The sequence below is a fragment of the Methanobrevibacter ruminantium genome (assembly GCF_016294135.1).
Taxonomy (GTDB): domain Archaea; phylum Methanobacteriota; class Methanobacteria; order Methanobacteriales; family Methanobacteriaceae; genus Methanobrevibacter; species Methanobrevibacter ruminantium_A.
Genome location: NZ_JAEDCO010000037.1, coordinates 1 through 13,375, shown reverse-complemented (window position 1 = coordinate 13,375; position 13,375 = coordinate 1). Strand labels below are relative to the sequence as shown.

Sequence of the window (13,375 nt, the reverse complement as noted above, 5' to 3'; positions counted from 1 at the left end):
AATAGAACACTTGTAAATATAAAATATAACAATTGTTATTTTTTAATGATTATATTAAAAATATTTCAAAAAGAATATTTTTAAGAATTTTATTAAATGTCTAATTTATTAAAATCCACTAGTATTCATTGTATTTATTAATTAATTTATATTATAGGTGATAAAATGGCTAACAAAAATTATGGATTAAGTACTTTAGGATTACATGCAGGACAAGAAGAACCAGACCCAGCAACAGGATCCAGAGTGGTTCCGATTTATCAAACTTCATCTTATGTATTTAAGGATACGGATGAAGCAGCAAATAGATTTGCTCTTCAGGAATTTGGTCAAATTTACGGTAGATTAACTAACCCTACTTCAGATGCATTTGAAGCAAGAATTGCAGCAATAGAAGGAGGTAATTCTGCAATATCTGCTGCTAGTGGTTTAGCTGCTATTACTTATGCATTATTAAACATTACCCAACCTGGTGATGAAATAGTTTCTGCAGATAATTTATATGGTGGAACATACCAATTGTTTGATTACACTTTTAAAGATTTGGCACGTAATGTTATCTTTGTAGATTCTCAAGATTTAGATGCTTTTGAAGCTGCTATTACTGATAAGACAAAAGCAATTTATGTGGAATCTATCGGAAATCCAAAATTGGATGTTCCTGAATTTGAAAAACTAGCTGAAATCGCTCATTCTCATGATATTCCATTAGTGGTTGATAATACTGCTGCTGTTGGATTAGTAAGACCTTTAGAACATGGAGCAGATGTAATTGCAGCTTCTGCAACCAAGTTTGTTGGAGGTCATGGTACTGCTGTAGGAGGATATATTGTCGATAGCGGTAAATTCAATTGGGGTAATGGTAAATTCCCTACCCTTTCTGAACCAGATCCAAGTTATCATGGTCTAAACTATTGGGAAGTATTCGGTGATTTCCCAGGTCTTGGAAATATTGCTTACACTCTTCGTATTAGAGCAAGATTATTAAGAGACTTAGGTGCAACCCTTGCTCCAGTTCACAGTTTCATATTCTTGCAAGGTTTAGAAACTTTATCCATCCGAATGGCTAAACATTCTGAAAATGCATTAAAAGTAGCTAAACATTTAGAACAACACCCTGCAGTAAGTTGGGTAAGTTATCCTGGACTTGAAAGCCATCCAACACATGAAACTGCTAAAAAATACTTAGGAGATCAATATGGTGCTCTATTAACATTCGGTGTTAAAGGTGGACTTGAAGCAGGAAAAGAATTCATTGATAATGTGGAATTGTTATCTTTACTTGCTAATATTGGTGATGCAAAAAGTTTAGTTATCCACCCAGCTTCTACTACACACCAACAATTGACTCCAGAAGAACAGGAAAGCACTGGTGTAACTCCTGACTTGATTAGAGTATCTGTAGGTCTTGAAGATGTAGAGGATATCATTGCGGATATTGATCAAGCTTTAGATAAAGTTACTGCTAAATTTGGAGAATAATTAAATTCTCCAATTTTTTTAATTTTTTAATACTCTCAATTTTTATTTTTTTTTTAAATTTTAATATTTTTTCACTTATTACTCACTTATTTTTTCAATTAATTCTTCAATTTCCATAATGCTATTTTTTAAAAAAATAAGTTAAACCTAAACTTTATATACTAAAACTTACTAATAATAAATTAGGAAATATAACTATAGTTATATTTTTTAAAAAATTATGATGAGGTAATTATTTTATCTTTAAAATAATTAATGTAATTACTAAAAAAATAATTTTTATTAGAGGAAAAATCGGAGAGCTAACTATGATATATATGGATAATTCTGCTACTTCTCCAGTAAAAGAAGAAGTATTTAATGCAATGGTACCTTATTTAAAAGAAGAATTCGGAAATCCTTCCACTTTTTATAAATTAGGTAGAAATGCTAAAAAAGCGGTTGAAGAAGCTCGTGAACATGTAGCAAAATTAATTAATGCTGATACAAGAGAGATTATATTTACAAGTGGAGGTACTGAATCTGACAATATGGCTATTAAAGGGGCAGCTTTAAAATTTGAAGATAGAGGAAAGCACATTATTACAACAGAAATTGAGCATCCGGCAGTACTTAGAACTTGTGAATTCTTGGAAACAAGAGGATATGAAGTTACTTATTTGCCAGTGAATGAAAATGGGATCATCAGTATAGAAGATTTAAAAAATGCAATTAGGGAAGATACAATCTTAATTTCTGTAATGCATGCAAATAATGAGATAGGAACTATACAACCAATTGAAGAAGTAGGTAAGATTGCAAAGGAAAATGGAATTATCTTCCATTGTGATGCAGTGCAATCTGTAGGTAAGATTCCAGTTGATGTTAAAGAAGCAAATATTGACTTGTTGTCTATTTCCTCCCATAAGATTTATGGTCCAAAAGGTGTTGGAGCAATATTCATTAGAAAAGGAGTAAAATTAGAATTATTGATTCATGGAGGAGGTCAAGAGAACGGCCTTAGGTCAGGTACTGAAAATGTCCCAGGTATTGTCGGTTTTGGTAAAGCTGCTGAACTTGCATATGAGCATTTAGATGAAAACATTGCAAAGCTTACAGAACTAAGAGATTCTCTTATTGAAAAGATTGGCGATAGAATTCCAGAAGCTTACTTGAATGGTGATAGGGATAATAGACTTCCGAATAATGTAAACTATAGATTTGCAGCAATTGAAGGGGAAGGATTGATCTTAAGATTAGATGCAAAAGGAATCAATGGTGCAACTGGTTCTGCATGTTCCTCAAAAAGTCTAAAGGCATCTTATGTATTAAGCGCTTTAGGTTTGGAAGATGCGGAAATTCACGGTTCCCTCAGATTAAGTTTAGGTACTGAAAATAGCTTAGAAGATGTTGACACAGTTGTAGATGCATTGGATGAAGTTGTTGCAGGATTAAGAAGAATGTCTCCTTTATGGGATAATGAAAATAATGAATCTTTAGAATTAGATGAGTCTAAGTTTACAGACCCAGACCATTAAAAAAAATTAAATGTTATAATTATTTAAAGAATTAATGTAAAGTAATAAGGTGATAAAATATGTACAGTGAAAAAGTTATGGATCATTTTGCAAATCCAAGAAATTCAGGTATTATTGAAAATGCAAGTGGTGAAGGAACTGTTGGGAACCCTACTTGTGGAGATTTAATGACCATTTACATTGATGTGGATGACAATGAAGTGATTCAAGATATAAAATTTGAAACTTTCGGTTGCGGTGCTGCAATAGCTACAAGCAGTATGATAACTGAAATTGCTAAGGGCATGACTGTTGATGAAGCTTTAGAGATTACTAGAAATGATGTTGCTGATGCATTGGATGGTCTTCCACCAATCAAGATGCATTGTTCTAACTTAGCAGCAGATGCATTGACTGAAGCAATCAAGGATTACAAATCTAAAAAATCAGAATAAAAAATTTTTTTATAATTTTTAAATTTTTTATTCTTTTTTTATTTTAATTATTTTTCAATATTTTTTATTCTATTATTATAAAACTATTTTTATTATTTTTTATAATTTTTCAAATTCATTTTCTTTTAAGATTTTTGTTCTATGCATTTGAAACTTTTTTTAAATTTTTTCTTAAAATTTTTTTATAATTTTCATAAAAATTTACATTTCCGCACAATTTTGATAAAAAATTTTTCCAATTTTTTGCAATTTCATTTTTGTGCAAAAATTATATAGTAACATTTCATTAAATGATACTTTATTCAAAATGAATTAATTTAATTAATCATAAAATCAATTTAATTAAATTGTATCATCTTGCTATAAAAATGAATTTAGTATATCTACATCTAACAGTTTAAAAATAGTAATTTAATAAAATTTTAATTTTGAGATATCATAAAAAATAGAAATTTTAGAAAAAAGTTAAAAAGTTAAAAATTAGAAAATTAGAAAATTAGAAAATTAGAAAAATTTGAAAAAATAAAAAATAGAAAAAAATAACTAATGAAAAAATTTATTAAAAAAATTATTTTTCAATTGAAATTATTTTTTTATTCATTAGTCATATTTTGGATTTCACTTAGAAGTTGATTTAATACTTCCTTGCCAAGACCCTCAATATATTTTATGGATCCTGCACATTCGTGACCTCCACCATCAATACCTGCTTGAGGTATCTTATCTGCAAGACTAATTACTATATTGTTTACATTAAATCCAAAGATCTTATGAACAGAATCGGTTGCCCTTAAAACCCCAAAGTCAGGACCATGCCCAAGGGTAATGATTGGCTTATCTTCACCAATCTCTTTTACAATCTTATCATGGACAAATCCACAGGTTTTTCCCGGAGCAGGGAATGTAAACTTATGAGCATATTTCTCAACATCCAAAACATTGAAGTAGATTCCATTTTCCAGTTGGACTCTTTTTATGTTAGGCAAAGCCGCTTTCATTTGGGTATCTACACGTTTTAGGTATTCTTTATATAATGCTTCAACCATCTTAGGATGCTTATCAAGATTGTCTACACCTAAAATGGTATCGATAATTCCTCTACCATTCATGAATCTAAGGAAGTAAGCTTCAAAATCAATGCATTCTGCAATTTTCTTCAATTGCTCTCTATCATATCCTTTTTCAGATGCAAGCTTTACATATTGTTCCACTTCATCCGCTTCTGCACGGTCTCCTAAAACCGCAACAGCAGGCAAGTGTTTCACTAGGTCTTCAACATCTGGATTTATGATATGTGCAACCTCAGTAGCTAATGCTCCAGCGGTTATTTGTGAATCCCCTCCAACAAGATAAGGATTTACATGAGTGTCAACATATTCATCCACTGCAACAGTGCCTGCAATGATATCCTCATTATTGCACTCTACGCTTCCATCAATTGTTTCTCCACTTTTCAATGTTTTTGTAATTAATTCTCCAGGGAAGTGATGGTCAATAACCACTATTTCAATATCATAGATTTTTGCTTGCATCAATGCTACAATGTCTTCCTCTGTAGAACCATTATCTAATAATACAATTAGTGGCAATTTTTGCCCATGCCTATCAAAGTCTTCCAATGCAAAGGATAAGTCTTTGACAACATCTTCCAATTCGTAAAATGGAGCTTTACTAGGTGAGCGTTTGAAGTAATGATATTCAGCATCATTATCTGGATTGAACTCTTTTAATAAAGGAATCACTGCTTTTTCCATTGCAACTCCTGCACAGATACCATCTGCATCTGCATGGTGCCTGACAAGGATAGATCTTCCATCTAAAATTGCTCTTCTGATGACTTTTGCAGCTTCTCTCATTTTAGGCTTTAACCTATCTAAAACTGGGCTTTGGATTAAGAAATCAACATCTTCAGGTTCTGCCTTTTTATCTAAAGCAATATCAATGAATTCCTTCATCTTATTTGTTTCTTCCTCACCAAGCTTTTCAATGCTGCTTGATTCTATTTGAATTTCACCATTATGTTTATTGACTTCTCCAATTACCTCTACAATATCCCCTATTTCAATTTCAGGATACATTCTAACTCCAGGTTCATTAAATGCTGCAGCCCAGGTAATTGCAGTTTCATCAGTGATTGTAAAAATAGTTGGTCCAGAAGTCTGTTGGATCTGTATAACTTCTCCATGGACTTTAACGACATTACCCATTGAAGAATCATCAAGAGTTTCGATTTTGGTTCTTTTGATGTTTTTCTTGACTTTTTTAATTACATATTCTCCTTTGAAAACGCTTGCAGGAGCCATATCCACTTCACGTTTTCTCTCTTTGATTTGGGTGATTCTTACGAATACATAATCTCCCACTTTATTTGAGGAATTGCGTGTTCTCATGAGTCCCCAAACTTGATTGTTTAAGCTTACAAAAAGACCATATCTTTCTACTCTTGTAACTTTACCTCTGTAGATGGAATTAAGTTCCAAATCACTCATTTCACATAATCCATCTAATTCGTAAACAATTTCCTTACCAGAGATGTCAGATTCCACAACAATTTTTTCCGGATTTTTCTCTCTTTCCAATTGTTTTTTTATCTTTTCTGCTTCTTGCTTTTCTGCACATTCGTCGCAGTAATTCTTATCAGAGTCAATACGTTTTCCACAATCATTGCAAACAGTAATTTCACCGGTTCCATTACAGTAGGAACAGTCTTCCAAGACATCCACCATTCCTTTGCCATCACAAACTTCACATGGAACATCTTGGTCTGCATCTAAATCAAATTTAGCTCTAGCATTACTGTTCACTCCTTTAAAGTGACTTTTCATTTCAAATGTATCTACATAACCGGTTCCATCACAATTTTCGCATATTTTTGTATCTACAACTATGGATCCGGTTCCATTACATTTAGGGCATGCTTTTTTCATTTTTCCCCCTCACAGATTTCTAATAAATTCAATAAATTAATAATTTGCATGGAACAATAATCTATTTAGATTATTCCTGCTTTTTTGAATAATTCTGAGTTTTCTTCAACTAATTGATTTCTTTCACCTTGAAGTATCACTGCTTTTTTCATTTGATTATTTGCTGATTTAGCATATGAATTTCCGGAATAAGGATCATTATTTGCATAGTATTGAATAGCTAAATAAAGCTCATCGCTTGCCTGTTTCTTTAATGACACTTCTTCCTTTATCAAATCAATATACTCTTTATATACACTTTCATTCAAGTCATCTTGATACTCTTCAATTTCTGAAAGTTTTGTTTCTGCGTCATTAAATTTTTCCTTTGCAATTTGAATGTTATTGTTTCCACTTGCATAGTCACGGCTATTGATGGAACTTATTGCAGCGTTATAATCGTTATCTCCTTCAGTGATATCAGTGTTCAAATCTTTCATTCTACTGTTTATGTTATCAATAGGATCATTAATGCAACCGCTTATACTAACGACGGCTATCAATATCAAAACAATTAATACAATATCTTTTCTCATGCTATCAAATTTAATTTTTTTAATTTTAAACAATCTTTTTTAATTAGTTAATAATTTGATAAATTTAATTTAAAAGATTTAACTTATATAATATTAATATTATGAATTTCATATTTAATAAAATTTAGTAATTTGATGAAAAATAGTTAGAATAGTGGAATATTAAGTAAAAGTGATAATAGTAAAAATAGTAAATTAGAAAATAATGCAAATTAAATGTTTTAAAAAAATAAAAAATAGAAAAGTATTATTTAAAATAAATAATACTTAGGAATGCCATAAACCGTGGATATTACAATATTCAATAGCTTTTACATCTTCAACTTCTGCATTTACATCGAATACTGCTTTAGGTTCATCACCAGGTTTTAAGTTTGCACGGTAAACTTGATCCCCAACAATTAATTCAACAAAATTAATGTAGTGTTCTTCTAACATTGGGTGAGGTTCTTCTCCCATAGTTACGACAATTTTGCCGTCTTCTTTGGTAATTACAGGGATGTGTTTCACTCCACCTTCTGGTAATTGTCTAGGTTCTAAAAGTTCCATTGCTTCTCCACAGCAAACTAATTCTCCAGCGCCTTCAACAATAACTTCCACCATGTTTCCACAGTGGTTACATCTGTAAATTTCATTAATTTTAACCATATAATCGCCTCCAAATAATAATTAATTCTACTTTGTTCATTACAATATTTAAAGTTTTATATAATTAAAACATTTAAGGTTTCAAGTGAAAATTTTCATCGATTTTTTATTATTTTCCCTTATTTTAGTTTAAATTTTAAAATATTTTATAAAAACTTTTTATATTTGTAAAAATATAAATATAAAATAAGATATTAAATTTCAAAAAAGTTGTAGCGGAAGGTTGAGTTAATCCTTCATTTTTAATGTTTTTATAAGTTTTAATATGCTTTTTTGAGATTTGAAATTTTTAATTGATTTAAGAAAATATAAATTTGAAGGCATAGATTGAAATTATTATGAATTGTAAAGTTAAAATTTAATATGCCTATTATTAAGCGATGTGAGAGTATGAGTTTAATTATTGCTTATGTTGGAAAGAAAGGATGTGTAATGGCAGGAGATAAGAGAAGAATTGCCTATTTTGGTTCTAAAGATGAACGTGAACTTTTAGAACAAGAAATTTACACCGGTGAAATCACTAGTGATGAAGAATTATATGCAAGAGCGGAAGAGCTCGGAATAAGCTTAAAAATTACAGATGATGCAACTAAAGTAAAAAGTGTAGAAAATGTAGCTGTAGGGGAAGTAAGTTCAAGAGGAACTATGGAAACCAAAAGAAAAAGAATTTATGGTACAACAAACGGTTTCCAAATTATTGAACTAACTGGATCTGAAATAGTCAATGCCAAAAGAGGAGAATCTTCCATAATTGTATTTGGAAATAAGATTACAAAATCTTTAGCTAATGAAATGCTTAAAAACAGATGGAAACCTAGTTTCAGCTTAAAATATATGGGAGATATTTTTGGTCAGATAATAGATGATATCTCTAAAAAAACTCCTTCATTAGGTACTAAATATGATGTTGTTATTCAACAAAACAACTTATCAAAAGACAAGGTTCAAGATTATTTGGATGAAGTCATTGAAAGAGATGTAACTCTTTTAGCTAAGTTTAGAACAAAGCTTAGGGAAGATTTATTAAAACAAAATGAAACAATTAAATTAGCTTCCACAATTATCGATGAAGGTCCTGTGGGAATTGTTGATTCAATTGATGAAAAGATGATTCAAGTGAAATTAAATCCTGATGTAAGGGCATTTGACATCAATTGGAAACTTCTTGCAAAGCCTGGTGAAAATGTTATCATGTTTGTTGAAGAGGAAGATGATGCATTATTAAAAGACCAAGTTGTTATTGAAAATGAAGTTTTATGCATTAAACGTAATAAGGCTAATTTAAAATGTGATATCATATTATGTCATCTTAAATAAGTAGTGTTTATTATTGATTGTATTTGGATTGAATGTATTATTTGTTTTTTTAAAAGGTGACAATAATGAAAATTACATTTTTAGGTTCTGGAGGTGGTAGGTTTGCCACCATCAGTCAAAAGAGAATGACTGGGGGCTTCAGAATTGATGATTTTGGAGGAAAGAATTATCAAGTTGACCCCGGTCCTGGAGCATTGGTCAGATCTTATCAGTTTGGTGTAAATCCCACTAAAATTGATGGAGTTTTTATTTCTCATTCTCATACAGACCATTATAATGATGCTGAAATATTCATTGAAGCAATGACAAGAGGAATGACAAAGAACAATGGTATCATTATGGGAAGCCAATCTGTTTTTGAAAAATTCCAACGTTGGGGTCCTGCTATTTCAAGTTATCATAAAAGCAATTCTAAAAATTTGATCTTGACTCCTAATAAGATAGCACGTTTTCCTTCATTTACCATTAAAGGTACTGAAACAAGACATGGAGACCCTACAGGTGTAGGTTTCCAAATAGAGAATAATGGGTTTAAGATTTCATACACTGCTGACACTGAATATTTTGATGAATTGCCGAAATACCATAAAAATGCAGACATTTTAATTGGTAGTGTCTTAAGGCCAGGACCAAGATCCATTAGGGGACATATGTGCACTGATAATTTCATTGACATTGTTGAGCAGGTCAAGCCAAGTTTAGCGATTATGACACACTTCGGTTTCAAGATGATTGCTGCAAACCCAGTTGAAGAGGCAATAAGAGTCTCTAAAAAGACTGGAGTTAGAACATTAGCTGCTTTTGATGGTATGAAAGTGGATATCAATGAGAAATATCCTGAACGTTCTAAAATGATTCGTCTTAAGGATAGGTTTGCAAATCGCATAAAACAAGAGGATGTCTATTCCCTTAATTTCGAATCAAAACCAAATAAAAAAAAGGAATAATAAGAAAAATAATTATGACAACTAAATTATTTTCTTATTTTATTTTTAATTTTTTATATCTATTTTTTTAAAATTTTTCAGTTTTTTAATTTTTTATATCTATTTTTACAAAATTTTTTTAAAATTTTTCAGTATTTTTTATTTTAATTTTTGAAAATTTTATAATATTTTTTGCTATTTTTCATTTCATGTAATTTCAAGATTCTTTCATGAAATGCGTCTCTTGATTTAAATAGACTTATTTAAGTTTGTCGGATGTATAAATCCTCCGCGAATCATATGGTCCGCTAAAATGATAGCTGTAGCTGATTCGGCAACTGCAGTGACTCTTGGACATATGCATGGATCATGTCTGCCACTGATTTCAATTGTTGTGTTTTCTCCTTTTTCCAAGTCAATTGTATTTTGGATTTTAGAGATTGAAGGTGTTGGCTTAACAGCAATTCTTGAAACGATTGGCATTCCATTACTCATTCCACCAAGAATTCCTCCAGAATTATTGGTTTTAGTTTTTATATTATTGTCTTCATCGTAGTAGAATTCATCGTTAATCTCTGATGCTGTTGATTTTGCACTTTCAAAGCCTAATCCTATTTCAACTCCTTTAACTGCATTAATGCTCATTAAAATTTGTGCCAAATCACCATCAAGCTTTCCAAACACTGGCTCTCCAAGTCCTGCAGGAACTCCAGTTGCAATTGTTTCAACTATTCCTCCAACTGAATCCCCTTCCTGTTTTTTGGAAAGGATCAATTCTTCCATGAGTTTTGCAGCATTTGCATCACCACATTTGACGTTGTTTTTTTCAATTGTGTCTTTTAGGTTTCCATAATCTATATTTTCTGCTTTGATATTTCCTATTTGGACAACGTGGGATATTATTTCAATGCCTTGGGTCTTTAATAGTTTCTTTGCAATAGCCCCTCCAATAACATGTCCTATGGTGATTCTGCCGCTTCCACGACCTCCTCCATTATAGTCGTAGATTCCATATTTTTCCATCCAGCAAAAATCTCCATGTCCTGGCCTTGGAGTGTTCTTAATGTTTGAATAATCCTTGGATTTTTGATTGGTGTTATAAACGATTCCAGTGATTGGGGTTCCATCTGTTTTTCCTTCAAATATTCCAGATACAATTTCTATTTTATCCCCTTCCTTTCTGGATGTTGTGAGCGCACTTGTTCCAGGTCTTCTTTTATTCAATTCAATTTGAATATCCTCTTCGCTAAGTTCCAAATTAGCTGGACATCCATCTATAACTGCTCCAAGTGCTTTTCCATGACTGGAACCGAAACTTGTAATTGAAAAGATTTTTCCAATAGTGTTTGTCATATAATTCCTCAAAAGATTTTATTAAATTATTATAAGTTTGTTCACTTTCCTCAATTTAATTTTCTAATATTAAATATTTTTATTTCCCTTAATATAGTTTAAGTTTTTATATGAATTTACATTAAAATTTATATTAGTAATTTGATAAACTATTATATGAATAAATTTTATAAAAAAATAATTTTTATAAAACTTTAAATTATTCCAATTTAATCTAAATTAATTTAAAGTAATAATTTTTTATTAATAATCATTAAGAAGTGAAATCATGAATTTTCCAATTACAAGAATGAGAAGATATAGGAAAAACTCTAAAATTAGAGACATTGTACGTGAAACCAAATTGAATAAAGAGGATTTGATTTATCCAATTTTCGTTAAAGAAGACCTTAAAGATGGTGAAAAGGAAGCTATTTCCACAATGCCTGGAGAATACAGATATTCTTTAAATGACTGTGTGGAATATGCAAAGGAATTGGAAGCTAAAGGCTTGAAATCCATTATTGTTTTCGGCCTTCCAAGCCCTGAGAAAAAGGATGCAATTGGATCTCCTGCTTTTGCTTCAACAGGAATTGTTCAAAGAACTGTCCGCAAGCTTAAGGAGGAAACTGATTTAGTTATCATTACTGATGTTTGCTTATGCCAATACACTTCTCATGGCCATTGCGGTTTGATTGAAAAGAATGATGACACTGATTTTGGCTTTGAAATCTTAAATGACGAATCCTTGGAATATCTTGCAAAAGTTGCACTTTCCCATGCAGAGGCAGGTGCAGACATTGTAGCTCCTTCTGATATGATGGATGGAAGAATACAAGCATTAAGGGAAATTCTTGATGAAAACGGTTATTACAATACAATGATTATGTCCTATTCAGTTAAATTTGCTTCTTCATTCTATTATCCATTTAGGGAAGCAGCATGTTCTGCTCCTACTGCAGGTAACAGAAAATCATATCAAATGGATCCTGCAAATGCTCTTGAAGCAATCAGGGAAGCGGAACTTGATGTAATTGAAGGCGCTGACTTTTTAATGGTTAAACCGGCACTACCTTATTTAGATATAATTAAAACAATTAAGGATGAGTTCCCAATGCCTTTAGTGACCTATAATGTAAGCGGAGAATATTCCATGATTATGGCAGCTATTGAAAACGGATACTTGTCTGAAGAGGCTATAATGGAATCATTATTGTCCATAAAAAGGGCTGGAGCTGATTTGATTATTACTAATTTCGCTCCTTATGCTTTAGACCACTTATGATTATGGAGGAATGTTTGTGGAAGCAAAAGAAATTGCTAAATTGGCTCAAATTGCATCTGTTCTTGAAGTGAGCGGTTGGCCAAAACCAGGAAATGTTCACAGAACTAGAAATTACGATGACATGGTATTTCAGGACTTTGCAATTAGCGCTGTAGTTATTGGAGACACTATGGAAGCTGTTGCAAGTCAAGCTAAGGAAATTGATGACCTGTCCGAAGCGGAATTGGGAAGATACATTTTCCAAGCTGTTGATGAAACCAACAGATGGATTGAAACCAACACTAATTTAGGCATTATGATGATGTGCATTCCAATTGCAGCTGCAGCTTCAATAAGCAATGGCTTTGATGAAATTCAAGAAAATGTAGGTCGTTTAATGGATGCTACAACTGTTGAGGATGCAGTAAACCTTTATGATGCCATCAATGTTGCTGATGCTGGTGGAATGGGAGATCAGGATGAATTTGATGTAATGAGCGAAAAGGCAAAGGATGAATTGCGTGCAAACAATCAGACAATGTTTGATGTTTTGGAAATCTCCGCTGGTTGGGACAGATTAGCAAATGAACTCACCAATAAAATGCCTGTTTGTTTTGAAATCGGTTATCCTTGCTATTCAAGCTTTTGGAAAACCTCTGATGATGTTGATGTAATCAATAAGGCTACTGTTTTAACATTCATGACAATCCTATCACAAATTCCAGACACTTTAATTTCAAGAAAATACGGTGATGAAGTGGCAGAGGATGTATCTCAAAAGGCAAGTGATATTTTGGAATTTAAGGATGATGATTCATTTGTTGAAAAATTATTGGAATTTGATGATTATCTTTATGAAAATAAATTGAATCCTGGAACAACTGCTGATTTAACTGCAGCATCCATATTCTTATCATATCTTGCAGATAATTTCTAATTTCTATTATTATTAT

11 protein-coding genes are annotated in these 13,375 nt (G+C 31.5%); 7 read left to right on the top strand and 4 right to left on the bottom strand.

The features are described 5' to 3' along the window. Positions 1-165 precede the first annotated feature (165 nt). From VW161_RS07630 to nifU, 3 genes are all read left to right on the top strand, one after another. Entirely contained in the window at positions 166-1,482 is a 1,317-nt protein-coding gene (locus VW161_RS07630; RefSeq protein WP_304088522.1) for an O-acetylhomoserine aminocarboxypropyltransferase/cysteine synthase family protein, read from the top strand. A 311-nt stretch (positions 1,483-1,793) separates the two neighbouring features. Then, positions 1,794-2,999 carry a cysteine desulfurase NifS gene (gene nifS / locus VW161_RS07625; RefSeq protein WP_304088525.1) on the top strand — a complete coding sequence of 402 codons (1,206 nt, stop codon included), beginning with the start codon at positions 1,794-1,796 and terminating at the stop codon, positions 2,997-2,999. A gap of 59 nt (positions 3,000-3,058) precedes the next feature. Further along, the gene (gene nifU, locus VW161_RS07620) at positions 3,059-3,433 is read left to right on the top strand and encodes a Fe-S cluster assembly scaffold protein NifU (protein ID WP_298537671.1); all 375 of its coding nucleotides are present in this window, start codon (positions 3,059-3,061) and stop codon (positions 3,431-3,433) included. A gap of 593 nt (positions 3,434-4,026) precedes the next feature. Here nifU and VW161_RS07615 read toward each other — a convergent pair. The 3 genes from VW161_RS07615 to VW161_RS07605 all read right to left on the bottom strand — a co-directional run bounded on the left by VW161_RS07615 (position 4,027) and on the right by VW161_RS07605 (position 7,583). Next, positions 4,027-6,360 (bottom strand): DHH family phosphoesterase, encoded by a 2,334-nt coding sequence (locus VW161_RS07615; RefSeq protein ID WP_304094551.1) that lies wholly within the window; start codon positions 6,358-6,360, stop codon positions 4,027-4,029. Between the two features lie 65 nt (positions 6,361-6,425). Further along, a complete protein-coding gene (locus VW161_RS07610; protein WP_304088515.1) occupies positions 6,426-6,935 on the bottom strand; it encodes a hypothetical protein in 510 nt (169 codons plus the stop codon). Between the two features lie 267 nt (positions 6,936-7,202). Continuing rightward, complete coding sequence (locus VW161_RS07605) at positions 7,203-7,583, bottom strand: desulfoferrodoxin (protein WP_304094553.1); 381 nt, start codon at positions 7,581-7,583, stop codon at positions 7,203-7,205. Between the two features lie 390 nt (positions 7,584-7,973). On the opposite strand from VW161_RS07605, the gene VW161_RS07600 reads away from it, so the two are divergent. Both VW161_RS07600 and VW161_RS07595 read left to right on the top strand, forming a co-directional pair. Next, complete coding sequence (locus VW161_RS07600) at positions 7,974-8,900, top strand: DUF2121 family protein (protein WP_304088510.1); 927 nt, start codon at positions 7,974-7,976, stop codon at positions 8,898-8,900. Positions 8,901-8,965: 65 nt separating this feature from the next. Beyond that, complete coding sequence (locus tag VW161_RS07595; protein WP_304088507.1) at positions 8,966-9,847, top strand: MBL fold metallo-hydrolase; 882 nt, start codon at positions 8,966-8,968, stop codon at positions 9,845-9,847. A 228-nt stretch (positions 9,848-10,075) separates the two neighbouring features. Here the strand turns inward: VW161_RS07595 and aroC are convergent, their stop codons facing one another. After that, positions 10,076-11,179, bottom strand: coding sequence for a chorismate synthase (gene aroC / locus VW161_RS07590; protein WP_325192863.1), 1,104 nt, complete (start codon positions 11,177-11,179; stop codon positions 10,076-10,078). A gap of 268 nt (positions 11,180-11,447) precedes the next feature. Between aroC and hemB the strand changes: the two genes are divergently transcribed. Beyond that, complete coding sequence (hemB, locus tag VW161_RS07585) at positions 11,448-12,443, top strand: porphobilinogen synthase (RefSeq protein WP_304094557.1); 996 nt, start codon at positions 11,448-11,450, stop codon at positions 12,441-12,443. A gap of 16 nt (positions 12,444-12,459) precedes the next feature. Further along, positions 12,460-13,359: a triphosphoribosyl-dephospho-CoA synthase gene (locus VW161_RS07580; protein ID WP_304103559.1), complete on the top strand. Its 900-nt coding sequence runs from the start codon at positions 12,460-12,462 to the stop codon at positions 13,357-13,359. Positions 13,360-13,375: the final 16 nt, after the last annotated feature.